This window comes from Phycicoccus sp. Soil803 (assembly GCF_001429685.1).
In the GTDB taxonomy this organism is placed as follows: Bacteria; Actinomycetota; Actinomycetes; order Actinomycetales; family Dermatophilaceae; genus Pedococcus.
In genome coordinates this window covers 2,497,651-2,524,459 of the sequence record NZ_LMST01000001.1, presented here as the reverse complement: position 1 = coordinate 2,524,459, position 26,809 = coordinate 2,497,651, and the positions used below count along the sequence as shown (strand labels likewise).

At 71.4% G+C, this 26,809-nt stretch carries 29 protein-coding genes; 21 read left to right on the top strand and 8 right to left on the bottom strand.

The genetic code is table 11. The annotated features are described in order from the left end of the window. Nucleotides 1–1,485, bottom strand: coding sequence for an alpha/beta hydrolase (locus ASG95_RS11565; RefSeq protein WP_162259399.1), 1,485 nt, complete (start codon nucleotides 1,483–1,485; stop codon nucleotides 1–3). A gap of 123 nt (nucleotides 1,486–1,608) precedes the next feature. On the opposite strand from ASG95_RS11565, the gene ASG95_RS11560 reads away from it, so the two are divergent. Then, a complete protein-coding gene (locus ASG95_RS11560; RefSeq protein ID WP_057377550.1) occupies nucleotides 1,609–2,829 on the top strand; it encodes an aromatic acid exporter family protein in 1,221 nt (406 codons plus the stop codon). 13 nt (nucleotides 2,830–2,842) lie between these two features. Here ASG95_RS11560 and ASG95_RS11555 read toward each other — a convergent pair whose 3' ends face one another. Next, entirely contained in the window at nucleotides 2,843–3,358 is a 516-nt protein-coding gene (locus ASG95_RS11555; protein WP_200961905.1) for a GNAT family N-acetyltransferase, read from the bottom strand. Continuing rightward, nucleotides 3,355–4,011 (bottom strand): NAD(P)H-binding protein, encoded by a 657-nt coding sequence (locus ASG95_RS11550; protein WP_057377549.1) that lies wholly within the window; start codon nucleotides 4,009–4,011, stop codon nucleotides 3,355–3,357. The genes ASG95_RS11555 and ASG95_RS11550 overlap by 4 nt, the downstream gene beginning before the upstream one ends. A gap of 72 nt (nucleotides 4,012–4,083) precedes the next feature. On the opposite strand from ASG95_RS11550, the gene ASG95_RS11545 reads away from it, so the two are divergent. Both ASG95_RS11545 and thrS read left to right on the top strand, forming a co-directional pair. Next, nucleotides 4,084–4,785 (top strand): GPP34 family phosphoprotein, encoded by a 702-nt coding sequence (locus tag ASG95_RS11545; protein ID WP_057377548.1) that lies wholly within the window; start codon nucleotides 4,084–4,086, stop codon nucleotides 4,783–4,785. A 125-nt stretch (nucleotides 4,786–4,910) separates the two neighbouring features. Continuing rightward, nucleotides 4,911–6,896: a threonine--tRNA ligase gene (gene thrS, locus ASG95_RS11540; RefSeq protein WP_057377547.1), complete on the top strand. Its 1,986-nt coding sequence runs from the start codon at nucleotides 4,911–4,913 to the stop codon at nucleotides 6,894–6,896. Nucleotides 6,897–6,915: 19 nt separating this feature from the next. Here the strand turns inward: thrS and ASG95_RS11535 are convergent, their stop codons facing one another. Then, nucleotides 6,916–7,398, bottom strand: coding sequence for a GNAT family N-acetyltransferase (locus tag ASG95_RS11535; protein WP_057377546.1), 483 nt, complete (start codon nucleotides 7,396–7,398; stop codon nucleotides 6,916–6,918). Between the two features lie 18 nt (nucleotides 7,399–7,416). On the opposite strand from ASG95_RS11535, the gene ASG95_RS11530 reads away from it, so the two are divergent. Continuing rightward, complete coding sequence (locus ASG95_RS11530) at nucleotides 7,417–7,986, top strand: HIT domain-containing protein (protein ID WP_057377545.1); 570 nt, start codon at nucleotides 7,417–7,419, stop codon at nucleotides 7,984–7,986. On the opposite strand, the gene ASG95_RS11525 is transcribed toward ASG95_RS11530, so the two are convergent. Together ASG95_RS11525 and ASG95_RS11520 are read right to left on the bottom strand one after the other, a co-directional pair. Then, nucleotides 7,883–8,758: a hypothetical protein gene (locus tag ASG95_RS11525; protein WP_200961904.1), complete on the bottom strand. Its 876-nt coding sequence runs from the start codon at nucleotides 8,756–8,758 to the stop codon at nucleotides 7,883–7,885. The two genes, ASG95_RS11530 and ASG95_RS11525, sit on opposite strands and share 104 nt — an antisense overlap. After that, nucleotides 8,755–9,243 (bottom strand): hypothetical protein, encoded by a 489-nt coding sequence (locus ASG95_RS11520; RefSeq protein WP_157581977.1) that lies wholly within the window; start codon nucleotides 9,241–9,243, stop codon nucleotides 8,755–8,757. The genes ASG95_RS11525 and ASG95_RS11520 overlap by 4 nt, the downstream gene beginning before the upstream one ends. A gap of 36 nt (nucleotides 9,244–9,279) precedes the next feature. Between ASG95_RS11520 and ASG95_RS11515 the strand changes: the two genes are divergently transcribed. The 6 genes from ASG95_RS11515 to pdxS all read left to right on the top strand — a co-directional run bounded on the left by ASG95_RS11515 (nucleotide 9,280) and on the right by pdxS (nucleotide 14,206). Continuing rightward, on the top strand, nucleotides 9,280–9,708 hold the full coding sequence (locus tag ASG95_RS11515; protein WP_057377543.1) for a thiol-disulfide oxidoreductase DCC family protein: 429 nt from the start codon (nucleotides 9,280–9,282) through the stop codon (nucleotides 9,706–9,708). 7 nt (nucleotides 9,709–9,715) lie between these two features. Next, a complete protein-coding gene (pgsA, locus tag ASG95_RS11510) occupies nucleotides 9,716–10,330 on the top strand; it encodes a phosphatidylinositol phosphate synthase (RefSeq protein ID WP_056920918.1) in 615 nt (204 codons plus the stop codon). Nucleotides 10,331–10,343: 13 nt separating this feature from the next. Further along, a complete protein-coding gene (locus ASG95_RS11505) occupies nucleotides 10,344–11,306 on the top strand; it encodes a phosphatidylinositol mannoside acyltransferase (protein WP_057377542.1) in 963 nt (320 codons plus the stop codon). Continuing rightward, complete coding sequence (locus ASG95_RS11500) at nucleotides 11,303–12,490, top strand: glycosyltransferase family 4 protein (RefSeq protein WP_057378868.1); 1,188 nt, start codon at nucleotides 11,303–11,305, stop codon at nucleotides 12,488–12,490. Before ASG95_RS11505 ends, ASG95_RS11500 begins: the two co-directional genes overlap by 4 nt. Next, a complete protein-coding gene (locus tag ASG95_RS11495) occupies nucleotides 12,490–13,077 on the top strand; it encodes a hypothetical protein (RefSeq protein WP_056920921.1) in 588 nt (195 codons plus the stop codon). Before ASG95_RS11500 ends, ASG95_RS11495 begins: the two co-directional genes overlap by 1 nt. A gap of 217 nt (nucleotides 13,078–13,294) precedes the next feature. Further along, complete coding sequence (pdxS, locus tag ASG95_RS11490) at nucleotides 13,295–14,206, top strand: pyridoxal 5'-phosphate synthase lyase subunit PdxS (protein WP_057377541.1); 912 nt, start codon at nucleotides 13,295–13,297, stop codon at nucleotides 14,204–14,206. Between the two features lie 118 nt (nucleotides 14,207–14,324). On the opposite strand, the gene kynU is transcribed toward pdxS, so the two are convergent. Beyond that, nucleotides 14,325–15,560, bottom strand: coding sequence for a kynureninase (kynU, locus tag ASG95_RS11485; protein ID WP_057377540.1), 1,236 nt, complete (start codon nucleotides 15,558–15,560; stop codon nucleotides 14,325–14,327). Between the two features lie 98 nt (nucleotides 15,561–15,658). Between kynU and ASG95_RS11480 the strand changes: the two genes are divergently transcribed. Both ASG95_RS11480 and ASG95_RS11475 read left to right on the top strand, forming a co-directional pair. Continuing rightward, a complete protein-coding gene (locus ASG95_RS11480; protein ID WP_056920924.1) occupies nucleotides 15,659–17,197 on the top strand; it encodes a helix-turn-helix transcriptional regulator in 1,539 nt (512 codons plus the stop codon). 154 nt (nucleotides 17,198–17,351) lie between these two features. Continuing rightward, complete coding sequence (locus ASG95_RS11475) at nucleotides 17,352–18,443, top strand: class I SAM-dependent methyltransferase (RefSeq protein ID WP_056920925.1); 1,092 nt, start codon at nucleotides 17,352–17,354, stop codon at nucleotides 18,441–18,443. A gap of 20 nt (nucleotides 18,444–18,463) precedes the next feature. Here the strand turns inward: ASG95_RS11475 and ASG95_RS11470 are convergent, their stop codons facing one another. Continuing rightward, complete coding sequence (locus ASG95_RS11470; RefSeq protein WP_056920926.1) at nucleotides 18,464–18,979, bottom strand: GNAT family N-acetyltransferase; 516 nt, start codon at nucleotides 18,977–18,979, stop codon at nucleotides 18,464–18,466. A gap of 81 nt (nucleotides 18,980–19,060) precedes the next feature. Between ASG95_RS11470 and pdxT the strand changes: the two genes are divergently transcribed. The 9 genes from pdxT (at nucleotide 19,061) to ASG95_RS21325 (ending at nucleotide 26,803) form a co-directional block, all read left to right on the top strand. Beyond that, on the top strand, nucleotides 19,061–19,669 hold the full coding sequence (pdxT, locus tag ASG95_RS11465) for a pyridoxal 5'-phosphate synthase glutaminase subunit PdxT (protein WP_056920927.1): 609 nt from the start codon (nucleotides 19,061–19,063) through the stop codon (nucleotides 19,667–19,669). Next, nucleotides 19,666–20,427, top strand: coding sequence for a YebC/PmpR family DNA-binding transcriptional regulator (locus ASG95_RS11460; RefSeq protein ID WP_056920928.1), 762 nt, complete (start codon nucleotides 19,666–19,668; stop codon nucleotides 20,425–20,427). The genes pdxT and ASG95_RS11460 overlap by 4 nt, the downstream gene beginning before the upstream one ends. An 82-nt stretch (nucleotides 20,428–20,509) precedes the next feature. Beyond that, on the top strand, nucleotides 20,510–21,061 hold the full coding sequence (ruvC, locus tag ASG95_RS11455) for a crossover junction endodeoxyribonuclease RuvC (RefSeq protein WP_057377539.1): 552 nt from the start codon (nucleotides 20,510–20,512) through the stop codon (nucleotides 21,059–21,061). Next, nucleotides 21,058–21,660, top strand: coding sequence for a Holliday junction branch migration protein RuvA (ruvA, locus tag ASG95_RS11450; RefSeq protein ID WP_057377538.1), 603 nt, complete (start codon nucleotides 21,058–21,060; stop codon nucleotides 21,658–21,660). Before ruvC ends, ruvA begins: the two co-directional genes overlap by 4 nt. 3 nt (nucleotides 21,661–21,663) lie before the next feature. Next, nucleotides 21,664–22,767 carry a Holliday junction branch migration DNA helicase RuvB gene (ruvB, locus tag ASG95_RS11445; RefSeq protein ID WP_056920931.1) on the top strand — a complete coding sequence of 368 codons (1,104 nt, stop codon included), beginning with the start codon at nucleotides 21,664–21,666 and terminating at the stop codon, nucleotides 22,765–22,767. 189 nt (nucleotides 22,768–22,956) lie between these two features. Further along, nucleotides 22,957–23,304 (top strand): preprotein translocase subunit YajC, encoded by a 348-nt coding sequence (gene yajC, locus ASG95_RS11440; protein ID WP_235543775.1) that lies wholly within the window; start codon nucleotides 22,957–22,959, stop codon nucleotides 23,302–23,304. A gap of 12 nt (nucleotides 23,305–23,316) precedes the next feature. Continuing rightward, a complete protein-coding gene (gene secD / locus ASG95_RS11435) occupies nucleotides 23,317–25,098 on the top strand; it encodes a protein translocase subunit SecD (protein ID WP_057377537.1) in 1,782 nt (593 codons plus the stop codon). Continuing rightward, nucleotides 25,095–26,258 (top strand): protein translocase subunit SecF, encoded by a 1,164-nt coding sequence (gene secF, locus ASG95_RS21330; protein WP_057377536.1) that lies wholly within the window; start codon nucleotides 25,095–25,097, stop codon nucleotides 26,256–26,258. Before secD ends, secF begins: the two co-directional genes overlap by 4 nt. Before the next feature lie 14 nt (nucleotides 26,259–26,272). After that, nucleotides 26,273–26,803 carry an adenine phosphoribosyltransferase gene (locus tag ASG95_RS21325; protein WP_057378867.1) on the top strand — a complete coding sequence of 177 codons (531 nt, stop codon included), beginning with the start codon at nucleotides 26,273–26,275 and terminating at the stop codon, nucleotides 26,801–26,803. Nucleotides 26,804–26,809 lie beyond the last annotated feature (6 nt).

Genomic DNA, 26,809 nt, shown 5'->3' with positions numbered 1-26,809 from the left:
TCACGCTGCGCAGCGGGTGCCGTCCGACGGGAGGCTGAGGGAGATCAGGTAGGCGTCGACGAGCGCGTCAATGCAGGGGTCGCGGGTGAAGGCGGCGTGGGCGAAGCCCTCCCAGGTGATCAACGTCGAACCGTTGCCGAGGACCCGTGTCATGCTCACCGCGCCGGCATACGGGGTGGCGGGGTCGTGGATCGTGCCGATCACCATCAGCGGTGGTGCGGCCTCGGCCACGGGTACCGGCAGGGTGTGCTTCGGTGCGGTCCAGAACGAGCAGCCGAAGAGCTGCCAGGTGCCCCACACCCCAAAGGTCGGGTAGGACTTCTTGAAGTGCGCGGCGAGCCTCCGGATCTCCGCCTCCGTCGGTGCGGCACCGCTGTCGGTGCAGTTGATGACGAACCGTCCGTCGCTCTCCGTGGTGTCGTCGGGGTCGTTGCCCGAGGCGTCGCGCAGGTCCCACAGGGTGCCGGAGTCGCCGTCGTCGGCCTCGATCAGCCCGGCGGCCAGGTCGGGCCACCGGTCGACGTCGTACAGCGACGAGGCGACGGCGTCGAGCACCTCGCTGCCGCGCATCGGTTCGTCGCCCTGGGGGCGCCCGCTCCGGATCGGCGAGCGGTCGGCCTCGGCCACCAGCGCGGCGATGAAGGCGCGGACGTCGGTCAGCCGAGGGCAGGACCGGTCGAGGCACCAGGCGATGAACTCGTCGAGCGAGTCCTCGAACCCTTTGACCTGGTGCTCTGCCGTGACGACCGCCGAGGTCTGCGGATCGGTGGGGGCGTCGAGCACGCCAGCGCGGATGGCGCCGGGGTAGAGCCGCGCGTACTCCGCCCCCAGCTTGGCTCCGTAGGACCCTCCGACGAAGGTGAGCTTCGTCTGTCCCAGCGCGGCGCGGATGGCGTCGATGTCCGCGGCCGCGGCGGTGGTGCCGAAGAGGGAGGCCCGGTCGCCGAGGCTGGTGAGGCACTCCTCGGTGAAGGTCCGAACGACCCGGGCCGCCGCGGCATACCCCGCGTCGGTCGACACGTCGGGCAGGGTGGCGGGACGCTTCACGTGCTCGCACCTGATCGGGTTGGAGTGCTTCACCCCACGAGGGTCGAAGCCCACCACGTCGAACTCGGCCAGCAGCCGGTCGGACAGCCGGCCGACGAGGAAGGCGTGGTTGTCGACCCCGGACGAGGCCGGCCCACCGGGCACCAGCAGCACGATCGGTCGCGTGGCGTCCAGGTCGTGGCCGGTCGTCGCCCTGATCAGCTGGAGGACGAACGTCCCGGCCGCCGGGCGGGTGCGGTCGAGCGGCACAGTGAGCCTGCCGCAGCTGAAGCTGAGCCGGGCCAACCGCTCCGGCGGCACCGGCGGGGCCGACAGGTCGGTGACGCCCTGGCAAGAACCCCATCGGACACCGGTCGCGTCGGACTCGTCCGGCTCTCCCGAACACGAGGCCAGACTCAGGGCAACTGCCGCGACCGCGGCGGGCACACGGCGCCGCACGCGACCAGTACAGCAGCGGGCCGGGCCCAGCGCGATCACCCACCCGAGCCATCTTGGGGCGGACCCCAACTGTGCCATCGCGCGATGGGGACGGAGCGGTCCGGTGGCCCTAGGGTCAGCAGCATGGAGTCCCCAGCCGACGGGCCGAAGCCGTCCCCGCGGTTCGGTGCCCTGCGCGAGTCGGCTCGGGGCGCGGCCCGCGCCGTGGGTGAGGCGGTCCGCCACGCCGGACCCGAGCGGGACGCTGCGGTGCTGATGGGCAAGGCGGCCCTCGCCACCGTCCTCGCGTGGCAGTTCGCGGTGCGAGTGCTGCACAGCCCGGCACCCTTCTACGCGCCGATGGCGGCCCTCCTCGTGGTGGACCGCACCATGGTGCGCTCCCTCTTTGCCAGCGCCCAGCGACTGGTGGCCGTCATCGTCGGCATGAGCGCAGCCTGGTTGGTCGGCGCCACGCTCGGGGTGCACTGGTGGAGCATGTTGCCCGTCATGGCGCTCGCCCTGCTCGTCGGCCGGTGGCGCCGGCTGGGCGACCACGGCATCCAGGTCCCGACCATGGTGCTCCTGTCGCTCATCACCGTCGGTGGGACGGACACGGAGTTCACCTACCTCACGATCGTGGAGACCCTGGCTGGCGGCGTCATCGGGGTGCTGACCAACGCGATCGTGGTGGCACCACTGCACATCCAGCAGCCGCGTGACCAGATCCGCGCGTTGACACGACAGGTCTGCCTGCTGCTCAACGACATCGCGGCCGGCCTGCGCGAGGGCTGGGACGGCGACCAGGCCCGGGGCTGGTTCGACACCAGCACCGACCTCCTCAGGTCGGCCCCGGACATCCACGCCTCGATCGAGACCGGCCAGGAGAGCACCCGGTTCAACCCACGCGACAACGTGCGCCGGCTGCAGGTCGACTGGGAGGGGTACGCGCAGACGGTCGAGGCGATCCGGCGCGGTCAGTGGCAGGTGAGCGGGATCGCCCGGACCCTCGTGGACGCCGCCGATGACGAGGCGAACCAGCCGAGACCGACCCAGCGCTTCCTCGACAGCTATGCCGGCGCGCTCGACGAGATCGCCGGCGCCCTGAGCCACTTCGGGCTGGAGGGGGAGAAGGAGCAGGCCGTCGTCCGCGGCTACCTGCAGTCCGCCGAAGAGATCCTCACCGAGCTGGAGAACGTGGTCCGCACCACCGAGCTCGAGGACGAGCGGGCCTGGCCGGCCTACGGCGCCATGCTGCTCGACGCCCAGCGCCTGATCCGGGAGCTGGCGGTGCACTCGAGGACCGCGGTGATGCCCACTGACAGCGGCCCGATCCGCAAACCACCTGGCCGCATCGTCGGACGATGACGTCGGCGGGTCGTCAGCGGCCGTCGAGGCGCTTGGCGAAGTACCGGGAGAGGTCGGAGTCGGCGTAGTGGCCGAACCGGATCGTCGGCTCGTACCCCTGCCCCTGGTATAGCGCGATCGCCTCGGGCTGCATCATGCCGGTCTCCAGCGCCAGGACCTCCACGCCGGCCGTCCGGGCCGAGTCCTCGAGGGCGGCCAGCAGCCGTCGCGCGAGCCCTTGGCGGCGCAGGGTGGGGGAGACGAACATCCGCTTCACCTCGGCGCAGCGGCCACCGATGGCGGCATCGAGCTCTGACCGCAGCCGCCAGCCGCCCATCGCGACGGGCGACCCGTCCACCAGTCCCAGCAGGAAGCGGCCGCGCGGCTCGTCGAACTCCGTCGGGTCGACGGGGGAGTCGTCGGGTCCGCCGTAGATCTGCACGTAGTAGTCCTGCACCTCGGCGGCCACGAGGGCCTGCACCCGCGGGTCGGTGAACGCCACCTGCTGCACGGACCACGCCGGGGCAGGGTCAGGGATTCGCGCGGTCACGAGCCGAGGGCCGCGACAGCCTGCTCGACGGGCACCTTGCCCGACACGAGGTCGACGGTGCGTCCCCGCCCCGCGCCCGTGACCAGCAGCTCGGCGAGCACGGCGGCGACGTCGCGCCGGGTGACCGAGCCCCGGTCGAGCCCCTCGCCGAGGGCCACCCGACCCGTGGGCTCGTCGTCCGTGAGCCGCCCGGGCCGCACGACCGTCCACTCGAGCGCGGTGCGTGCCCGGAGGTCGTCGTCGGCCGCCCCCTTGGCCCGCAGGTACACCTGGAACACGTCGTCGCTGTCGGGGTCTGCTCGCTCTGTGCCCATCGCCGACACCATGAGGTAGCGGGTCACCCCGGCCTGCTCGGCGGCATCGGCGAGCAGTGCCGCAGCGGCCCGGTCCACGGTCTCCTTGCGGTCCGCGCCACTGCCCGGACCGGCACCCGCGGCGAACACGACCGCGTCAGCGCCGGCCACGGCGGCGGCCAGCTGGTCGACGGTGGCCTTCTCGAGGTCGACCACCTCACCGCGAGCGCCCTGCTTGGCGAGGTCGGCGAGGTGGTCGGGGTTGCGCACCAGGCCCACGGGCTCGTGACCGGCGTCCGCCAGGAACCGCTCGAGGTGCAGGGCGATCTGGCCGTGGCCTCCGGCGATGACGACGATCATGGAGCCTGTCTACCACCACGTTGTGTGCCCTCGGGCACTGTCGAGGGCGCGTGCGTTTCCTACAGTGAGGACATGACGCGACGCCCGCTCACCGCCGAGTTCCTGCTCCTCGCCCTGGGCGACGAGGACGGCCGGCCGCGGATCGACAGCACCAAGCTCAAGGCGGCGGTCGCCGGCGCGGCAATCGTCGACCTGGCCCTCGACGGTGCCCTTCGGCTGAGTGAGCCCGGCGACCCCGAGCACAAACCCGGACGGCTGGTCCGCACGACCCGCCACGTCGCCGACCCGTTGCTGGCCGAGGTGGCGCGGCTGTCGCACGACCGCAAGCCGAAGGACGCGGTCGGCCGGATCGGCGGCGTGAGCGCGTGGAAGGACCGGGCCGGCAGCCTCAAGGACGCCGTGCTCAGCGACCTCGCGGCCCAAGGAGTCCTGAGCCGCGAGCAGGGCAAGGTGCTGGGGCTCTTCCCGAGGACGTCCTGGCCACTCGCCGACCCGGCTGTCGAGCGCGAGGTGCTCGGCCGGGTCCGGGCCACGGTGGTGGGTGGTGTCGAGCCCGACGAGCGAACCGGCGCCCTGGTGGCCCTCCTGCACTCGGTCGACCTGCTGCCCAAGCTGTTCCCGGACGAGCCCAAGCGCGAGGTCCGGGCCCGCGGCAAGGCGGTCGCCGACGGTGACTGGGGTGCGGAGGCGGTGCGCAAGGCGGTCCAGGACGTGCAGACCGCCATCACGGCGTCCATCGTCGCCTCGACGGTCGTCGCCAGCGGCGGCAGCTGACCGGCCGCGCGCAACTCGCGCGCGAGGGTTGCGAGGCGGCCGATAGCATCGGTATGCCGCCTGCGGGCCTCCGCGCGCGGCATACCGACAGCCCCATCACCCAACCAGCAGGAGAAGCCACCACCATGTCTGCCCAGATCACCGTCAACGTCGCTGGAGACGAGCGATCGGTGCCGGAGCAGACGACCGCTGCCGAGCTGTTCGAGGGTGACCGCGCCGTCCTCGTCGCACGGGTCAACGGTGAGCTCCGCGACCTGGCCCACGTGCTCTCCGACGGCGACGCCGTCGAGCCGGTCACCGCCCAGGAGCAGGACGGCCTGGACGTCCTGCGGCACAGCGCTGCCCACGTGCTGGCGCAGGCCGTGCAGGAGGTCAACCCCAAGGCCAAGCTGGGCATCGGGCCGCCGGTGCGCGACGGCTTCTACTACGACTTCGACGTTGCCGAGCCGTTCACCCCCGAGGACCTCAAAGCGCTCGAGAAGGTCATGCAGCGCATCGTCAACGAGGGCCAGACCTTCGCCCGTCGCGAGGTCAGCGACCAGGAGGCGGCCGCCGAGCTCGCCGACGAGCCCTACAAGATCGAGCTGATCGGGCTCAAGGGCGGCGCGGCCGGCGATGCTGCGGAAGGCGCTGACGTCGAGGTCGGTGGCGCCCAGCTCACCATCTACGACAACCTCAAGCGGGACGGGTCACGGGCGTGGGGCGACCTGTGCCGTGGCCCGCACGTGCCGTCGACCAAGGTGCTCGGCAACGCGTTCAAGCTGATGCGCAGCGGCGGCGCCTACTGGCGTGGCAGCGAGAAGAACCCGCAGCTCCAGCGGGTCTACGGCACCGCGTGGCCGACCAAGGACGAGCTCAAGGCCTACCTCGACCGGCTCGCCGAGGCCGAGAAGCGCGACCACCGCAAGCTCGGCGCCGAGCTCGACCTGTTCAGCTTCCCCGACGAGCTCGGCTCGGGTCTCGCGGTGTTCCACCCCAAGGGCGGGATCATCAAGCGCGAGATGGAGGACTACGTCCGCCGCCGCCACATCGAGGAGGGCTTCGAGTACGTCGGGACCCCCCACATCAGCAAGGACGGGCTGTTCCACACCTCGGGCCACCTGCCCTACTACGCCGACACCATGTTCCCGCCGATGGAGTTCGAGGGCACCGAGTACCGCCTCAAGGCGATGAACTGCCCGATGCACAACCTCATCTTCCGCTCGCGCGGGCGGTCCTACCGCGAGCTGCCGTTGCGGTTGTTCGAGTTCGGCTCGGTCTACCGGTTCGAGAAGTCCGGCGTGGTCCACGGCCTGACCCGGGTGCGCGGCATGACCCAGGACGACTCGCACTCCTACGTCACCGCCGAGCAGGCGCCGGGCGAGGTCAAGCACCTGCTCGACTTCTGCCTCGGCCTGTTCCGCGACTTCGGCCTTGACGACTTCTACCTCGAGCTGTCGACCCGCGACACCGAGGGCGACAAGAAGGACAAGTTCATCGGGTCCGACGAGGAATGGGAGGTCGCGACCGCGGTGCTCGAGCAGGTGGCTGAGGAGTCCGGGCTCGAGCTGGTGCCCGACCCCGGTGGCGCGGCCTACTACGGCCCCAAGATCTCGGTGCAGGCGCGGGACGCCATCGGCCGCACCTGGCAGATGTCGACCATCCAGTACGACTTCAACCAGCCCGCGCGGTTCGGTCTCGAGTACCAGGCGTCGGACGGCACCCGCAAGCAGCCGGTGATGATCCACTCGGCGAAGTTCGGCTCGATCGAGCGCTTCATCGGCGTGCTCGTCGAGCACTACGCGGGTGCGTTCCCGGTCTGGCTGTCCCCAGTGCAGGTGGTGGGGATCCCGGTCGCCGAGGACTTCAACGACTACCTGTGGGACGTGCTGTCGCAGATGAAGGCCAAGGGGATCCGGGTCGAGCTCGACGAGAGCGACGACCGGTTCCCGAAGAAGATCCGCAACGCCTCGAAGTCGAAGGTGCCGTTCGTCCTCATCGCCGGTGAGGAGGACCGGGCCAAGAACGCCGTGTCCTTCCGCTACCGCAACGGCGAGCAGAAGAACGGGGTGCCGATCGCGGACGCGATCGCCGAGGTCCTCGAGGCCGTCGCCTCACGCCGTCAGGTGTAGTCGGGGCGGACCGGCGCCGTCAGGTGCCGTCGGGTGCTGTGGGAGACCACGTCATGAGCACGTCCGGGGCGTGCTCCTCGTTGTCACCGTCGGTCCACTCGACCGCGACGAACCCGTGGCGGCGGTAGAAGCGCAGCGCATCGTGGTTGTCCTGGAAGGCCCACAGCCGCAGCCCGCCCGGGAAGCGCTCCTTGGCGAGGTCGACGAGACGGCTGCCCAGCCCCTGCCCGGTGTGCGAGTGGTCGAGGTAGAGGTGGCCGAGCTGGTCGGGCGCCATGAGGGCGAGGAAGCCGATCATCCGTCCGTCGAGGACGGCGACGTGGACCTCGAAGTCGGGCAGCAGGACCTCGCGCACGAACGGCAGCACGGTCTCGCGGGGGTGGGCGATCATGGGGATCGCCGGCACCGACTGCTCCCGCACCCGCCAGAACAGCTCGGCCAGCTCGACGGCGTCGTCGGGTACGGCGCGACGGATGGTGGGCTCGGAGGCGGTCTCGGGCACGCCTCATAGGATCACGACATGACGGACGCGATGCAGCCCGACACGGAGTTCGCCGGTGCCAAGGACGGCTTCGAGCGCCTCTGGACCCCGCACCGGATGGCCTACGTCACGGGGGAGCGCCCCAGCGAGGACGCCGGTGACGGCTGCCCGTTCTGCGCAGCGCCGGACAAGGACGACCAGACCGGCCTCATCGTGCACCGCGGCAGCACCTGCTACGTCGTGATGAACCTGTTCCCCTACAACCCCGGCCACGTCCTGGTCTGCCCCTACCGCCACGTCTCGCTCTACGTCGAGCTGACCGACGAGGAGACCAGCGAGTTCACCCGGCTGACCAAGGAGGCCATCGCCGCGATCGACGCCGCGTCCGGGCCGCACGGTTACAACATCGGCATGAACCAGGGAGCCGTCGCCGGCGCGGGGGTGCAGGCCCACCTGCACCAGCACATCGTCCCGCGCTGGGGTGGTGACTCGAACTTCCTGCCGGTCATCGGACAGACGAAGGCGCTGCCGATGCTCCTCGAGGACGTGCGGTCACGGCTCGTCGCAGCGTGGCCGGGTGGGGCAGCCGCTCCAGCGGCAGGAAGCTGAGCAGGCAGACCACCAGCGGCAGGAAGTGGATCTTCAGCATCACGTAGGTGCTGAGGTGGAAACCCGCCCAGAAGAGCAACGCGGCACACAGCGCTCTTCCCTTGAGCCACAACAGGACCGGCGAGGTGAACTCGGCCACCAGGACGACCCACTGCAACGCATGGGTGAGCGCCGGGTGTGACCCGACCCAGGGCCCGATGCCGTTGGGACGACGGGTGAGCGCCCAGATGAGCGTCGCGCCGTTGGCCCAGCCCCAGCCACCGAAGCGCATCTTGGCGCTGGCCGACAGGAAGTAGATCGAGACCGCGCCGATCTGCACCATGCGGATCGCCCAGCCGGCGGCCTGCGACTGCACGTCGACATCGGAGAGACGGGCTCGGCCGACGGTCGGCAGGACGAACAACGCCACCACGAGGGCGAAGTGGTCGTGGTCGACCTTGGAGTAGGCGAACGCGTTGCTCACCCAGTCGAGCATGCCGACGGCACACACCCACCCCGCGAGTCGTGGCAGGCGGCCGGTGACCGCGATCGCAGAGCTGACCAGCACCACGGCCAGCAGCACTCGGACGTAGTCGTGGGAGGGGGCCGGCAGGTGAAGCAGCGTGCGCACCTCCAGCCCGCGGTAGAGGCTCGGGGGCACGTCGCCGTGCGGGATCGGGTCGGTGACGATCCACAGCACGTCGAGCCACACGAAGGCGTAGACGAAGACCCGCAGCCAGGCCACCCGCGCGAGCGGGAGCTCCGGGGCGAAGAACCTCTCGACGCGGTTCACTGCGCACCCCCTGGCAGGCCAGAGGGCTTGGGCTGCAACGGGGCACGGACCTGCCACGTCGCGAGCGTGTAGATGGTGGTCGCGCCGGTGCCGATCTGCGTGGACGTGTTGCGCAGGTAGATCACGACGTACGCGGGCTGGTGGGGGAGGCGGCGCGCGTGCAGCACGGCGATGTCCTGCAGCAGCTCGGGGTGGGCGATGATCCGCGGAGCCTGGCCCTCGATCTCGGCCCGCTCGATGCCGATCATCTCCTTGGACAGCGGCACCCGCACGACCTCGCCGTCCACGGTCAGGGCGTCCATCGTCAGGGAGTTGATGACCCCGTCGTTGCGCACCGAGAAGGCGTACTGCGACATCGGGGCGAACGGCCACCAGTCGTCGTCGCCCACCCACGTGCCGAGGCAGACGGTCGTCACCACCGCCGCGGTCACGGCGAGCCGCCACAACACGGCATACGGACCCAACGGCCTGGACGTCCCCCTCACGCGGTCATGCTCCCACGCGGGTGACAGACTGGAACCATGGACATGGAGCGGGGACTGCTCATCTTCGACGGGGACTGCGGGTTCTGCACGACCAGTGCGCGGTTCGCGACCCTGTGGGTCGACCGTCGCGACCGCTACGACATCAAGCCCTGGCAGCAGGTCGACCTCGCCCGCTTCGGCCTGACCGAGGCCGACTGCATCGAGGCCGCCCAGTTCGTGCGCCCCGACGGCACCGTCGCGGCGGCCCACCTCGCCATCGCCGAAGGGCTCAAGCACGGCGCCCCGCCGTGGCGGCCGCTCGGCCACCTGGTCACGCTGCCGGGGGTGCGCTGGCTGGCCGGCCGCGTCTACACGTGGGTCGCCGACCACCGCTATGCCCTTCCGGGCGGGACGCCCGCGTGCGCACCGGCACACCTGTCGGACGGCACGGTGGCCGGGAAGTCGGGCTCAGCCTCAGTAGGCTGACCCCACCATGCTCAACAAGTACGCACGCGCCCTCTTCACGAAGATCTTCACCCCGGTCGCCCGGCTGCTCCTCAAGCTGGGCATCAGCCCTGACGTGGTGACCGTCGTCGGCACGCTCGGCGTGTGTGCCGGCGCGCTGGCGTTCTACCCGCGCCACGAGTTCTTCTGGGGCACCGTCGTCATCACGCTGTTCGTCTTCTCCGACACCGTCGACGGCGTCATGGCGCGGATGTCCGGCCGGTCCGGCAAGTGGGGCGCCTACCTCGACTCGACCCTCGACCGCGTGGGCGACTCGGCCATCTTCGGCGGGCTCGTGCTCTGGTATGCCGGGAAGGGCGACGACTTCCTGATGGCCGGTCTGGCGCTGGCCTGCCTCATCCTCGGCAGCGTCGTCTCCTACGCGAAGGCCCGGGCCGAGGGGCTCGGCTTCACCGCCAACGTCGGGATCGCCGAGCGCGCTGACCGCCTCGTGGCGGTCCTCGTGATCACCGGGCTCGTGGGACTGGGGCTGCCCGAGGTCGTCCTCACCATCGTGCTCGCCCTGCTCGCGGTCGCCAGCCTCGTCACCGTCTTCCAGCGGATGCTGCTCGTGCGCCAGCAGGCGCTCGGCCAGACCTCCTGACCGGGCTGGTGTCATGACCGGGCTGGGCGACCTCCTCGCCGTCAGCGGGTACCGCCTCGGGTGGGGCGCCGTCCGACGGCTCCCCGAGCGCACGGCATACACGGTCTTCGAGCAGCTCGCCGACCTCACCACCGCCCGTGGCGGCAAGGGCGTGCAACGGCTACGGAGCAACTACGCGAGAGTGCGCCCCGACCTCGACGAGTCCGCGCTCGACAGCCTGGTGCGCGAGGGCATGCGGTCCTACCTGCGCTACTACTGCGAGGCGTTCCGACTGCCCGACCGCAGTGCGGACGACGTGGCCGCGTCGGTGCGGGTCGAGGGCGACGGGCCGGTGCGAGCCGAGCTCGCCGCTGGGCGCCCCGTCGTGTGCTTCCTCGGTCACCTCGGCAACTGGGACCTCGCCGGCGCCTGGGGCACGACCGACCTCGCGCCGGTCGTGACCGTCGCCGAGCGCCTCGAGCCCGAGGAGGTGTATGCCGAGTTCCTCGCCTTCCGGGAGTCGCTCGGCATGACGATCCTGCCGCTGACCGGCGGTGGTGACGTCTTCGCCCAGCTCCGGGGTCACCTGACCAAGCCGGTGCTGATGCCCCTGCTGGCCGACCGCGACCTCACCGACCGCGGTGTCGAGGTGGACCTGTGCGGTCACCGCTCGAAGATGGCCGCGGGCCCGGCCGCCCTGGCCCTGGCGACGGGTGCGGCCCTGCACCCCGTGTCGATCCACTACGAGCGCCTCGACCGGCCGAGCTGGAAGCACCGCACCGTCATCACGTTCCACGACCGGGTCGAGGTGCCGACCACGGGGGCGACCCGCGCGAAGGCGGTGGCCATGACGCAGCAGTGCGCGGACGCGCTCGGCGCCGCCATCGTCGAGCACACGGCCGACTGGCACATGCTGCAGCGCGTGTTCCTCGACGACCTCACGCCGAGCGTCGACGAGTCCCCGCGGGCGGATCGCGTGACCGGGACGTGGCCATGAGGATCGGCATCGTCTGCCCCTACTCGTTCGACGTGCCGGGTGGGGTGCAGTTCCACGTCCGCGACCTCGCGGAGCACTTCCTCGGCCAGGGGCACCACGCCTCGGTGCTCGCCCCCGCCGACGAGGACACCCCACTGCCCGGCTACGTCGAGTCCGTCGGGCGGGCGGTCCCGGTGCGCTACAACGGCTCCGTCGCCAGGCTGAACTTCGGGCCGCTGACTGCCGCCAGGGTCGGTCGCTGGCTGGAGGCAGGCGACTTCGACGTCCTCCACATCCACGAGCCGGTCACACCCAGCATCTCCCTGTTGGCGCTCTGGTCCGCCGAGGGCCCGGTCGTGGCGACCTTCCACACCTCGAACCTGCGGTCCAGGGCGATGCAGGCGGCCTACCCGTTGCTGCGCCCCAGCCTGGAGAAGATCAACGGGCGGATCGCCGTGTCCGAGGACGCTCGGCGCACCGTCACCACGCACCTGGGGGGCGACGCCGTCGTGATCCCCAACGGGGTCAACGTCGCTCGCTTCGCCGACGCCGTGCCGGCCGAACGCTGGACCGGCACCGACACCGCCCCGACCATCGCTTTCCTCGGCCGGATCGACGAGCCCCGCAAGGGACTCCCGGTGCTGGCTGCCGCCATGCCCGCGGTGCTGGCGAAGCACCCCGGCGCCCGCGTCCTGGTCGCCGGGCCGGGTGACGTCGAGGCCGCCCGCGAACGCCTCGACCCGGCGGTCGCGGCGGCCACCGAGTTCCTGGGCATGGTCAGTGACGAGGACAAGGCGGCGCTGCTCTCGTCCGTCGACCTCTACGTGGCGCCCCACACCGGCGGCGAGAGCTTCGGCATCGTGCTGGTCGAGGCGATGAGCGCCGGGGCCCCCGTCGTGGCGAGCAACCTGCCGGCCTTCGTCCGCGTCCTGGACGGTGGGCAGGCCGGCTGCACGTTCGCCAACGAGGACAGCGCCGACCTCGCCCGCCACCTGGTGCGGCTCCTCGGTGACCGCACCGAACGCGAACGCCTGGGGGAGACCGGGCACCGGCGGGCCTGGGTCTTCGACTGGTCGGTCGTGGCCGAGGACGTCATGGCGGTCTACGACACCGTCACCCACGGGACCGACGAGCTGCGGGCCGAGGCCTCCGTCGACACCCGATGGACCCGGCTGCTGCGCGGCCGTCGAGGAGGCGAGGACTGATGGACTCACTCACCTGGGGTGTCGTCGTGGTGGCGGTGCTGCTCGGCGTCGCCTGGTACCTCTCCTACAGCGCAGCACGCCTGGACCGTCTCCACACCCGGGCCGAGGGTGCGCTGTCGGCGCTGGACGCCCAGCTGGTGCGTCGGGCCGAGGCCACCCTCGAGCTGGCCAACTCGGGAGCCGTCGACCCGGCCAGCGCCCTGATGCTGGCGGGGGCGGCCTCGGAGTCCTTGGAGGCGCACAACGAGCGGGCGCTCGAGGACGACCTGCTCGACGGCCAGAGCTTCGGCGCGCGCGAGGTCCTCGAGAGCGACCTCACCGAGGCGCTCCAGGCAGCCCTGACCGCGGAGGTCGTGGCCGACCTGCGGGCGGAGGGCACCGACGCCCTCGGGGCCAGCGCGCTCCAGCGGGTCGAGGCGGCCGGGGTGCGCGTCCAGCTGGCCCGGCGGTTCCTCAACGACGCGGTGACCGACGTGCGTCGGGTCCGCCGCAAGCCCGTGGTGCGGCTGTTCCGGCTGGCCGGGCACGCCGACCTGCCGCGCACCGTCGAGTTCGACGACGAGCTGCCCCCCGCCGTCCGCGACTGAGCGCACCCGCGTTCCCGGCCGCGCGGCATACCCGCCTGTTGTCCCGCCACTTCTGGCCACTGGTGCTGCTCCGCGGCTGCATTCCGGGGCTCCGGTGCGGCATGGGTGGCCCGAAGTGCGAGACCGAGCCGGGGTCGGGGGTGCCGTCGGGACCCACTAAACTCGGGTGTGAAGCGCGTTCCCCGCGCTGCGCCCTGCACATTCTTGGAGTGACCCCATGTCCGCGGACACCAGCAGCCCCAGCCAGCCCACCACCGGCACGTCGCGCGTCAAGCGCGGCATGGCCGAGATGCTCAAGGGCGGCGTCATCATGGACGTCGTCAACGTCGAGCAGGCCAAGATCGCCGAGGACGCCGGAGCCGTCGCCGTGATGGCGCTCGAGCGCGTCCCGGCCGACATCCGCGCCCAGGGTGGCGTCTCGCGGATGTCCGACCCCGACATGATCGACGGCATCATCGAGGCCGTCTCGATCCCGGTCATGGCCAAGGCCCGCATCGGCCACTTCGTCGAGGCCCAGGTCCTGCAGTCCCTCGGGGTCGACTACATCGACGAGTCCGAGGTGCTGACCCCGGCCGACTACGCCAACCACATCGACAAGTGGAACTTCACGGTGCCCTTCGTCTGTGGTGCGACCAACCTGGGTGAGGCCCTGCGCCGGATCACCGAGGGCGCGGCGATGATCCGCTCCAAGGGTGAGGCCGGCACCGGCGACGTCTCCAACGCCACCACGCACATGCGCCAGATCCGCCAGCAGATCCGCAAGCTCCAGAATCTGCCCGAGGACGAGCTGTTCGTCGCGGCCAAGGAGCTCCAGGCGCCCTATGACCTGGTCAAGGAGGTCGCCGAGCTCGGCAAGCTCCCCGTCGTGCTGTTCACCGCCGGTGGCATCGCGACCCCGGCCGACGCGGCGATGATGATGCAGCTCGGCGCCGAGGGTGTCTTCGTCGGTTCCGGCATCTTCAAGTCCGGCAACCCGGCCCAGCGCGCCGAGGCGATCGTCAAGGCGACCACCTTCTTCGACGACCCCGACGTGATCGCCAAGGTCTCGCGCGGTCTCGGCGAGGCGATGGTCGGCATCAACGTCGACGAGATCCCCGAGCCGCACCGCCTCGCCGAGCGCGGCTGGTAGCCCACCCCCGACCCGCAGCTTTATCGGGTCTGGCAAGAACCTTGACCCTCACTCGGCTTCCGAAGTCGAGTGAGGGTCAACCTTGTCCCTTGACCCGATAAAGCTGGGCCGGGTGGGGTCAGGTGACGGTGCTGCGGGCGCGGAACTCGTCGCGCTCGTACTCGCGACCGTCCAGCACCGCCGCGACGTGCTCGGCGGCCGCGACCACGTCGGCGTGCGAGAGGTAGAGCGGGCTGAAGCCCAGCCGCACGATGTCGACCTCCCGGAAGTCGCCGATGACGCCGCGCGCGATGAGCGCCTGCACCACGGCATACGCCTCCGGGTGTCGCAGGCTCACCTGCGAGCCGCGTCGCGCCCCGTCGCGGGGCGTCGCGAGGGGGAGCTCGACGCCCAGGGCGTCGAGCGCCTCGATGAACAGCCCCGTCAGCGAGAGCGACCGGGCCCGCACGTCCTCGATCGAGAGCCCGTCGTATGCCGTGAGCGCACCTTCCAGCGTGAGCAGGCTGAGCAGGGGAGCGGTGCCGACCCTGGCGCGGGTGATGCTGGCCGCGGGGGCGTAGTCGGTGGACATCCCGAACGGGTTGGCGTGGCCCTGCCACCCCGACAGCGGGTTGTCGAACGCGGCCAGGTGCTCGCGCCGGACGTAGATGAACGCCGGCGCGCCCGGGCCACCGCTGAGGTACTTGTAGCCGCAGCCCACCGCCAGGTCGGCGCCGCCCTCGTCCAGCCCCACCGGCATGGCGCCCGCGGAGTGGCACAGGTCCCAGCAGACCAGGGCGCCGACGGCGTGGGCGGCGCGGGTCAGGGCGGGCAGGTCCCACTGCTCGCCGGTGCGGTAGTCGACCTGCGAGTAGGCGGCCAGGGCCAGCGACTCGCCCAGCTCGGCGATCCGGGCCGGCGCCTCCGGGGTCGGCACGAGCTCGAGGGTCAGGCCGAGCAGGTCGCAGGCCGAGCGGGCGATGTAGACGTCGGTCGGGAACGAGTCCGGGTCGGTCAGCACCGTGCTGCGTCCCGGCCGCATCCGGGACGCGGCGACGATGGTCTTGAAGAGGTTGACCGAGGTCGAGTCGGTCACGACGACCTGGCCGGGAGCGGCGCCCACGAGCGAGCCGATGCGGTCACCCACGCGCTCGGGCGCACCCCACCAGTCGGACTCGTTCCAGGCCCGGATGAGCTGCTCGCCCCACTGCCGCGCCACCACGTCGGCGGCCGTCCGCTCGGCCTCGACCGACAGTGCCCCCAGCGAGTTGCCGTCGAGGTAGATCACGCCCTCGGGGATGCGGAAGGCGCTGCGTCGGTCAGTGGCTGAGTGCTGCGCGTCGAGGTCGCGAGCGCGGGCGGCGAGGTCGGTCATGTCCGCAACCTATCGGGGCGGTGGCCGGCGATGTCAGGGCCCCGAGGACCCCGGTTTCGAGGGGGGGGTCCGGCGTACCCTGACGCTGGGAGGTGGACATGGCGGGCGCACTCACCATCGAGGAGCTGGAGCGCGAGGCCGACCAGGCCTGGTGGCGCGGCGACGGCGCCGCGTCGATGGCCGCGTCTGAGGAGGTCTACCGACGACGGGTGGATGCCGGTGACCCGGCGGGTGCCGCCCACCAGGCGCTCACGCTCACTCTCGAGTGGGTGACCCGCGGAGACATCGAGGTCGCCTCCGGCTGGCTCAACCGGGCCCGCAAGCTGCTCGCCGGCCTGGCCCCGTCCGCCGACCACGGCTACCTCGCCTATCTCGAGGCGACCATCGCGATGGACGCCGAGGGTGACTCCGGGCCGGCCCACGAGGCCGCCGCCATGCTGTCCAGCATGGCCGCGGCGTTCGACGACCCAGCGCTGGCCTGCTTCGCCCTCGTGCTGTCCGGGGTCGCGGCGGTGCGGGACGGGCACCCGAGGGAGGGCTTCGGCGACCTCGACGAGGCGATGCTCCCGGTGCTGGCCGGCCAGGTGCCCGCGCTCTGGTCCGGGGACATCTACTGCTCGGTGATCCACCTCTGCGAGGGCCTCGGTGACCTGGCCCGGGTGCGAGCCTGGACCGATGCGCTGGAACGCTGGGCGATCCCCCAGTCCCAGACCTTCATGTATGCAGGGGTGACCAGGATCCACCAGCTCCAGCTGATCGCCGCGGAGGGCGGCTGGGACGTCGTGGAGAGCGAGCTGGGGCAGCGCAGCGAGGGACTGATCGGGTCGCACGGCTGGCTCGCCGGTGCCGGGTACCACGAGCTCGGTGAGGTGCGACGGCTGCGTGGCCAGGTCGGCCCGGCGAGGGAGGCCTTCGACGCGGCACTCGCGCTGGGGGTCGACCCCCAGCCGGGCCTGGCGCTCCTGGCCCGCGCTGCCTCCGGTCCGTCGGCGGGACTGGCCTCCCTCCGGGCCAGCCTCGGTCAGCGCGGCCGACTCGAGCGCGCCCGCCTGCTCCCCGCGGCGGTGGGGCTGGCCCTGGAGGCCGGCGACGCGGCATACGCCCACTCGCTCGCCGAGGAGGCCGAGGCCACGGCCGAGCGCTACGGCACCCCTGGCATGCTGGCCGGGGCGGCCCGCGCGCGGGCCTCGGTGCTCCTGGCCGAGTCGCGTCCGGAGGAGGCGGTCCCGCACCTCGAGCTCGCGGCCCAGGTCTACCGCGACCAGCGCTACCGCTACGCGAGCGCCCAGGTCCACGAAGGGCTCGCGGAAGCACACCGGCTGCTCGGCCGTGACACCGCGGCCCGCGCCGAGCTCGCCTGCGCCCACGAGATCTACCGCCAGCTGGGCGCGGTGACCGACCTCGCGCGGTTGTCGCCGCCGACGCTGCCCGCCGGGCTCACGCCGCGCGAGGCCGAGGTGCTGGCCTGCGTCGCCTCCGGGGCGAGCAACCGCGAGGTGGCCAGGGCGCTGTTCATCAGCGACAAGACGGTCGGTCGGCACCTGGCGAACATCTACCTCAAGGCCGGGGTGAGCTCCCGCACCGCCGCCGCCGCGTGGGCTCGGACCCACGGCATCGCCACCCGCGAGCCGGTCTGACCCTGGACGAACGCTGGGTCTGCACCATCTGCACCACTGGTGGCGCAGCGACCTGCACGATCCGCCCGACGCGACGCCAGTGCCGCGGCTCCTAGCGTCGACGGCACGAGGTCGCACCCGCTGGAGGTCGACCCGGACCCGGAGGGAGCACACCATGACCACACTCGAGCAGCCGGCCGTCACGACGACCGAGGAGCAGGACACCCAGGACCCGCAGGCCGTGGCCGAGCGGATGGTCCAGGTCCTCAACGACGGCGCGATCACCGTCCTCGGGAGCATCGGGCACCAGCTCGGTCTCTTCGACGTCCTCACCACGCTCCCGTGGGCGACCAGCGAGCAGGTGGCCGATGCGGCCGGCCTGACCGAGCGGTACGTCCGCGAGTGGCTCGGCGGCGTCGTCACCGCCGGCTGGGTGGAGTACGAACCGGACGGGCGGCTCTACCGGATCCGCCCCGACCACGCGCCGTTCCTCTCCGGGACGGGCGTCGACAACATCGCCCGCACGATGAGCCTGGTCACCCTCATGGGAGAGGTCACGCCGAAGGTCCTCGAGACCTTCCGCACCGGCGGCGGGCTCGCCTACGCCGACTACCCGGGCTTCCACGACGGCCAGGCCGCCGACAGCGCCGCCGTCAACGACGCCTCCCTCATCGACGCCATCGTGCCGCTCACCGGCGTCGTGGACCGGTTGCGGGCCGGCATCGACGTCGCGGACATCGGCTGCGGCGAGGGACACGCGGTGAACCTGCTGGCGCGCGAGTTCCCGAACAGCCGGTTCTGGGGCTTCGACTTCAGCCCCGAGGCACTGGTCCCGGCCCGCGCCGAGGCCGCGGCCTGGGGCCTGACCAACGCGACGTTCGTCGAGTGCGACGTCGCCAACGAGGCCGAGGAGGAGGCCTACGACCTGGTGACGGCCTTCGACGCGATCCACGACCAGGCGCACCCGGCGACGGTGCTGTCCAACATCCAGCGCTCGCTACGTCCGGGTGGGACGTTCCTGATGGTCGACATCAAGGCCTCCAGCCACCTGGAGAACAACCTGGAGCTGCCGTGGGCCAGCTTCCTCTACGCGATCTCCACCGTGCACTGCATGTCGGTGTCACTCGGTCAGGACGGCGACGGGCTGGGGACGGTCTGGGGGACCGAGCTCGCGACCCAGATGCTGCGCGAGGCCGGGTTCGCCGAGGTGCACCAGTACGAGCTCGAGCAGGACCCGTTCAACGCCTACTTCGTTTCTCGGCGGTAGGGGTCGGGCGTCCACTGAGGTCAGTCCGGCAGCACCATGAACAGCACCGGGAGGTGGTCGTCGGGGAGCCACCAGGGACGCCCCTCGCCGACCACCTGCCAGCCGGTGCGCCGGTAGAGCTCGACGGCGGAGGCGGTCTCCTGCACGACGTCGAGCACCGGGGTCCGCCCCGACCCGCGGATCGCGTCGACCGCCGTCGCGAGCAGCGCGGTGCCGATGCCCCGGCCGACCACCGTGTGGTCGACGAACAGCACCGCGACCGCGGCGAGCTCCTCGCGCGGACGGCCGGCACCGGCAGTCCACAGGTCGGCCTCGAGCCCGGGCTCGACCCGCGACACGGCCACGTGGCCGACCACCCGGTCACCGAGCTCGGCGACCCACGCAGCGTCCTCGTCGGCGCGGGCGATGAACGACTCGACCGGGAACGGCAGCGGCCAGTTCTGGGGGTACCCGGAGTGCGGCTGCTGGGCGGCCAGCACGTCGGCCAGGGCCGGGATGTCATCCGCAGTGCGCTCGCGCACCACCACCTCGCTCATGGCGTCACTGTAGGGGGGCCAGTCCTGCGCAGTGACAGGCCGGGGCGTGGCCGCTACCCCCGCGGCCGTAGCATTCCGGGCGTGACCGACCAGCCCACCATCGGAGTGCTCGCCGTCCAGGGTGACGTGCGAGAGCACCTGTATGCCGTGGAGCAGGCGGGCGCGCGCGCCACCACCGTGCGTCGCACGACCGAGCTCGACGGGGTCGACGCCCTCATCATCCCGGGGGGCGAGTCGACCACCATGGACAAGCTGGTCCGGGCCTTCGAGCTGCGCGACCCGCTGCGTGAGCGGCTGGGAGCGGGCATGCCGGCCTACGGCTCCTGCGCGGGCATGATCATGCTCGCCGACCGGATCGCCGACGCGCGTCCCGACCAGCAGACCCTCGGGGGGCTGGACATCACGGTGCGGCGCAACGCGTTCGGGCGGCAGGTCGACTCCTTCGAGGAGGACCTGCACATCCGCGCCATCGGCGGCGCTCCCATGCGTGCCGTGTTCATCCGCGCGCCGTGGGTCGAGGAGGTGGGGGAGGGCGTCGACGTGTTGGCCCGCGTCGAGGACGGACCCGCCGCAGGTAGGATCGTCGCCGTTCGTCAGGGGTCGCTGATGGCCACCTCCTTCCACCCGGAAGTGACCGGTGACCACCGGTTCCACCAGTTGTTCGTCGAGATCGTGAGAGGCAAGGCATGAGCGGCCACAGCAAATGGGCAACCACGAAGCACAAGAAGGCTGCCATCGACGCGAAGCGGGGCAAGCTCTTCGCCAAGCTCATCAAGAACATCGAGGTCGCGGCCCGCACGGGCGGCGGTGACCCGACCGGCAACCCGACGCTCTACGACGCGATCCAGAAGGCCAAGAAGACCTCGGTCCCCAACACCAACATCGACAACGCGGTCAAGCGCGGGTCCGGTGCGACGGCTGGCGGCTCCGACTGGGAGACGATCACCTACGAGGGCTACGCGCCCGGCGGCGTCGCCGTGCTCATCGAGTGCCTGACCGACAACCGCAACCGCGCGGCGGCCGAGGTGCGCACTGCGCTGACCCGCAACGGTGGCCAGCTGGCCGACCCCGGCTCGGTGTCCTACGTCTTCGACCGCAAGGGCGTCGTCATCGTCCCCAAGGGCGACAAGACCGAGGACGACATCCTCGAGGTGGTGCTGGAGGCCGGCGCCGACGAGGTCAACGACCTCGGCGACTCCTACGAGATCATCTCCGAGGCCACCGACTTCGTGGCCGTCCGCAAGGCGGTCCAGGACGCCGGCATCGACTACGACTCCGCCGAGGCGTCGTGGGTCCCCAACCTCAAGGTGCCGCTCGACGCCGACGGCGCGCGAAAGATGATCCGCGTGATCGAGGCCCTCGAGGACTCCGACGACGTGCAGGACGTCTTCGCCAACGGCGACATCAGCGACGACGTGCTCGCCGAGATCGAGGACGACGAGGAGTAGAGGCGTGTTGCTGCGCTCGCAGGTGCGGGCCGGTGTGTAGCGTTTGACCGAACACCTGTTCGGACATGAGGGAGCTGCAGTCGTGCGCGTACTCGGGGTCGACCCCGGCCTGACCCGGTGTGGCATCGGGGTGGTCGAGGGAGGTCGTGGCCGGCAGGTCCGGCTGGTGGCCGTCGGGGTCGTGCGCTCGCCGGCGACCGAGCCCACCGCCGAGCGGCTGCTCTACCTCCAGACCGAGCTCGACACCTGGCTCGACCGGTTCCAGCCCGACGCGATCGCCGTCGAGCAGGTCTTCGCCGACGTCAACGTCGCCAGCGTCATGCACACCATGCAGGCCTCGGCCATCCCGCTGCTCGCCGCCGCCCGGCGCGGGCTGCCGGTCGAGCTCCACACGCCCACGTCGGTGAAGGCCGCGGTGACCGGCTCCGGCCGCGCCGACAAGGCGCAGGTCACCGCGATGGTCACCCGCATCCTGCGGATGGAGTCCGCCCCCAAGCCGGCCGACGCCGCCGACGCCCTCGCGATCGCGATCTGCCACCTGTGGCAGGGAGCCGCGTCCAGCCGCCTGCAGGACGCGGCCCGCGCGGAGCAGGCCCGGCTGCGGTCGGTGGGCCGAGCCGCGGTGGCCCGGTGATCGCCAGCGTCCGTGGCGCGGTGCGCCACGTCGGCCTCGACCGCGTCGTCGTCGAGGTCGGGGGAGTCGGCATGCTGCTGCACACCACCCCGGCGACCGCGTCGGCCCTGCACCTCGGTCAGGAGGCGCTGCTCGCCACGACGCTGGTCGTGCGCGAGGACTCGCTGACCCTCTACGCCTTCGGCTCCGACGACGAGCGCGACATCTTCGAGCAGGTGCAGACCGTGTCGGGGGTCGGGCCCCGGATCGCCCTCGCCATGCTGTCCGTGCTCGCGCCCGACCGGCTGCGCGCCGCCGTGACCAGCTCCGACCTCGCGACGCTCACCAAGGTGCCGGGCATCGGCAAGAAGGGCGCCGAGCGCATCGTGCTCGAGTTGCGTGACAAGCTCGGGATGCCGTCCGGCGCGGCCGCCGGCGCGACCGCGGCCCCGGCAAGCCCCACCGACGCCTGGCGCGACCAGGTGGCCGAGGCCCTCGTCGGGCTCGGCTACTCCGCCAAGCAGGCCGAGGACGCGGTGTCCCGTGCCGCCGAGGCGGCGCCCGCGGGGGCCGACGTCTCGGCGATGCTCCGCGCCGCCCTCCGCGAGCTTGGGCGCTAGGCCATGGCTGACGGCTTCTCCTCCGAGATGTTCGAGGACTCCTCGATCGACGCCACGTCGCGCGTGGTCGACGCCGACAGCGAGGCCGACGAGCGCACTGTCGAGGCAGCCCTGCGACCTCGGCGCCTGAGCGAGTTCACCGGACAGACGCGGGTGCGCGACCAGCTCTCCCTGGTGCTCGAGGCGGCCCGTCGGCGCGGGACCCCACCCGACCACGTGCTGCTCTCCGGACCGCCGGGGCTGGGCAAGACCACCTTGGCGATGCTGATCGGCACCGAGCTGGAGCGCCCCATCCGCATCACGAGCGGCCCGGCGATCCAGCACGCCGGCGACCTGGCCGCGGTGCTCTCGTCGCTGATGGAGGGCGAGGTGCTCTTCCTCGACGAGATCCACCGGATGTCCCGGTCCGCCGAGGAGATGCTCTACCTCGCGATGGAGGACTTCCGGGTCGACGTGATCGTCGGCAAGGGTCCCGGCGCGACCGCGATCCCGCTCGAGCTCCCGGCCTTCACCGTCGTGGGGGCCACGACGCGGGCCGGCCTGCTCCCCGCCCCGCTGCGCGACCGGTTCGGGTTCACCGGCCACCTCGACTTCTACGCCGCCGAGGACCTCGTGACGATCCTCGAGCGGTCGGCCCGGTTGCTCGAGGTGTCGGCCGACACCGACGGCATCACCGAGATCGCCCGCCGCTCCCGGGGCACCCCGCGGATCGCCAACCGCCTGCTCCGCCGGGTGCGGGACTGGGCGCAGGTGCACGGGCGGCAGGTCGTCGACGAGGAGGCGGCCCACGCGGCCCTCGCCCTCTTCGACGTGGACGACCGTGGCCTGGACCGGCTCGACCGCGCCGTGCTCGACTCCCTGTGCCGCCGGTTCGGCGGTGGTCCGGTGGGGCTGTCGACCCTGGCCGTGGGCGTGGGGGAGGAGGCCGACACGGTCGAGACGGTCGCCGAGCCGTTCCTCGTGCGCGAGGGCTTCATCACCCGCACCCCACGCGGACGGGCCGCCACGGCCCTGGCCTGGGAGCACCTCGGGCTCACCCCGCCGGCCGGGCAGGTCGCCCAGCCGAGCCTCCCGCTCGACACCGGCGAGGGCCGCTTCGGGAGCTGAGCTCCGCCGCAGCAACACCCTTCAGCTTCGCCAAAGGTCACAATTGGAACGCGGCCACGGTGGGGCACGTTGGTCGGTATGCCGTGCGTCACCTACACTCGGGCGGTCCCCCGGCTGGAGTCGGGGACCTGCGTGTGCCCGACTGCGTGGCGCCGCACACCGACTGCCCCAACTCGAAGGGACTGCTCCATGACGTTAGGCATGCCGGCCACGCTGACGGCGGTCACGGCTTCCGGCGGGGGCTCGCCCGTCGCCAGCCTGCTGATCTTCGCGCTGCCCGTCCTGCTGATCGTCTTCATGGTGTTCAGCCAGCGGCGTCGTCAGCGCGAGGTCCAGTCGCTCCAGGCGGCGCTGGTCGTCGGTGACGAGGTCTGCACGACGTCCGGGCTGTTCGGCACCATCAAGTCCCTCGACGACAAGACCGCCACCCTGGAGATCAGCCCCGGGGTCACCGTCCGCTTCGACCGGCGAGCCATCGGCACCAAGACTGTGCCGACCGGCCCAGCTGACCCGGGCACACCCGGCACCACCGAGTAGAGGTCCCTGCACGTGGCAATCAACCCGTACAACCGCAAGCCGCTGAAGATCCTGTCAGCGCTGGCGGCCGTCACCCTCGGCCTCTACGGCCTCCTCTTCGCCGCGACCACCTGGGGTGACGCGCAATGGGCACCCAAGCTGGGGCTCGACCTCGACGGCGGCACGCAGCTGGTGCTCAAGCCGGTGCTCGTCGGGGCGAACAAGGTCACCAACGAGCAGCTGAGCCAGGCCCGCGACATCATCGTGCAGCGGGTCGACGCCAACGGTGTCGCCGGCGCCGAGGTGACCACGCGCAACAGCGAGGACATCGTGGTCAGCGTGCCGGGCAAGAGCCTCGACAAGACCACCGAGGACGCGATCCGCAAGTCCTCGCAGATGCGGTTCCGCCCGGTGCTGGCCACCGCCCCGGGCACCAACCAGCCGGTGCCCACCGGGACCTCGACCGGCACCGCGACCGGGACGGCCACCGGCACCGCGACCGGGACGGCGACCGGCACGGTGCCCAAGGCGACCGGCACGGCCACCACGGCCGGCTCCGGGGTGCCCGGTGCATTCGTCAAGAGCACCACCGAGCCGACGGGGTCCGCCACCGCTAGCAGCACGACGGCACCGACCGGCTCGACGGCCAAGCCGGCCAACTCCAGTGACCTCGCCTGGATCACCGACGACATCTCCAAGGCCTACCAGGCGCTCGACTGCTCGGTCCCCGGTGTGACCGACAAGATCGTCGATGACCCCGCGAAGCCCCTCGTGACCTGCAGCGACGACGGGGCCGAGAAGTACGTGCTCGGCCCGGTGGTCGTCAACGGCGACCAGATCGCCGACGCCGCCGCCGGTTACCGACCGCTGTCCAACGGGCAGCCGTCCAGCACCGTCGAGATCAGCCTGACCTTCAAGTCGTCCGGCACCAAGGCCTACGGCGAGGCCAGCAAGCGGATGGTCTCGCTCGAGTCGCCGCGCAACCAGATGGCCGCCACCCTCGACTCGCGCGTCATCGTCGCGCCGTACTTCGAGGCGGCCATCCTCGACGGACGGGCCAGCATCTCCGGCTCGTTCACGATCGAGTCGGCCCGCGACCTCGCCAGCCAGCTGAAGTTCGGCGCGCTCCCACTGTCCTTCACGCTGCAGACCCGCGACCAGATCAGCCCCACGCTCGGCAGCGAGCAGCTCCGGATGGGCCTCATCGCGGGCATCATCGGCTTCGCGCTGGTGTTCCTCTACTCGCTCGCGCAGTACCGCGCCCTGGGCCTGGTCACCGTCGCGTCGATCATCATCGCGGCGTTGCTGACCTATGTCGCGATCGCCATCCTGGGGTGGTCGCACAACTTCCGCCTCGACATGGCGGGGGTGACCGGCCTGATCGTGGCCATCGGTGTGACCGCCGACTCGTTCATCGTCTACTTCGAACGCATCCGTGACGAAGTCCGCGAAGGACGGCCACTGCGGGCAGCCGTCGACACCGGTTGGCGCCGGGCCCGGCGCACCATCCTGGCCGCTGACGGGGTGAACTTCCTGGCCGCCTTCGTGCTCTACCTGCTGGCGTCGTCGAACGTGCGCGGGTTCGCGTTCACGCTCGGCCTCACCACGCTCATCGACCTGCTCATCGTGGTGCTCTTCACCCACCCGCTCGTCGCACTGCTGGCGGGCACGAAGTTCTTCGGTGGCGGACACCGGTGGTCGGGTCTCGACCCCGAGCGCCTCGGCGCCAAGGCCCAGAAGCCCCGGTATGCCGGGCGCGGACGGGTCGCGATGCCCACCAACGCACGGACCGCGAGCGACGGGAGCGCGCTGTGATCAACTTCGCCGTACTGGGCAACGACCTCTACACCGGGAAGCGGTCGGTCGACTTCGTCGGTCGTTACAAGCGCTGGTACGCGCTCTCCGGCGTGTTCGTGCTGATCGCCGCCCTCGGCCTCGTCTGGCACGGGCTCAACCTGAGCCTCGAGTTCCGCGGCGGCTCGGAGTTCCGGGTCTCCAAGGTGGCCTCGGGCCAGGACTACGAGGCCAGGGCGAAGGATGCCGTGGGCACGGTGCCGAACGCGGGTGCCGCCGAGGTGACCAAGGTCGGCACCGGCACCGTCCGCGTGCAGACCGAGAAGCTGGGCGAGAACGACATCCGCTCGGTGCAGTCGGCGCTGGCCAGCGAGTTCAAGACCGACCCGGGCAACGTCTCGGCCTCCTTCGTCGGACCTTCGTGGGGCGCCTCGGTCAGCCAGAAGGCGCTGAAGGCCCTGCTGGTCTTCCTCGGGCTCGTCTCCCTCGTCATGGCGGTCTACTTCCGCACCTGGAAGATGGCCGTCGCCGGGCTGGTCGCCCTGCTCCACGACCTGTTCATCACCGTGGGGATCTACGCGCTGGCCGGGTTCGAGGTCTCGCCGGCGACGATGATCGGCTTCCTGACGATCCTCGGCTACTCGCTCTACGACACGGTCGTGGTGTTCGACAAGGTCCGGGAGAACACCACCGAAGCGCTCGGCAACGGTCGGATGACCTACCAGCAGGCGGCGAACCTCGCGGTCAACCAGACGCTGGTTCGCTCGATCAACACCACCATCGTGGCCCTGCTGCCGATCGCGTCGATCCTGGTGATCGGCTTCGTCTTCCTCGGTCCGGGCACCCTGCTCGACCTCGCGCTGGCGCTCTTCGTCGGTATCGCGGTGGGCGCCTACTCGTCGATCTTCATCGCCACCCCGCTCCTGGTGCACCTGCGCCTGAAGGAGCCGGCGATCATCGACCTCGACAAGAAGGCGACGCGCTACCAGGCCCGCCACGGTGGTGTGGTCTCGTCCTCGGACGCCGCACCGGTGGAGCACGAGCCGGATGCCGAGGAGCTCGCCGAGGGCCGGGAGCCGGTCCCGTCGGCGGCGCGCACCGGTGCCGTCCGCGAGACGCACAAGTACGCGACCAGCGGTCCCCGCAACCAGCCCAAGCGCCCCCCGAAGTCTCGTCGGTGAACAGCGGCACGTCGGTGAGCGAGTCGCTCGCCGCCCGGGTCACCGCGCGGCTGCGTGACATCCCGGACTTCCCGACGCCCGGGATCCTGTTCAAGGACGTCACGCCGGTGCTCGCCGACGGCGAGGTCTTCGGCGACATCATCCGCGACATGGCCGACCGGCGCCGCGGCAGCATCGACGTCGTCGTCGGCATCGAGGCCCGCGGCTTCATCTTCGGGGCAGCCCTGGCGCACGAGCTCGGCATCGGCTTCGTGCCGGTCCGCAAGGCGGGCAAGCTGCCCGGAGCCGTGCACGGCCTGACCTACGACCTCGAGTACGGCTCGGCCACCATCGAGATCAACCAGGACTCCTTCGTCGGTGGCGAGCGGGTGCTGGTCGTGGACGACGTCCTGGCCACGGGCGGCACCGCAGCAGCCGCGTGCGAGCTGCTCGACCAGGCCGGGGCCGAGGTGGTGGCGTTCGAGACGCTCGTCGAGCTGGCCTTCCTGCCCGGGCGCGAGCGGTTGTCCGGACGCGAGATCCACTCGACCGTGGTGGTCACGTAGGCTTCC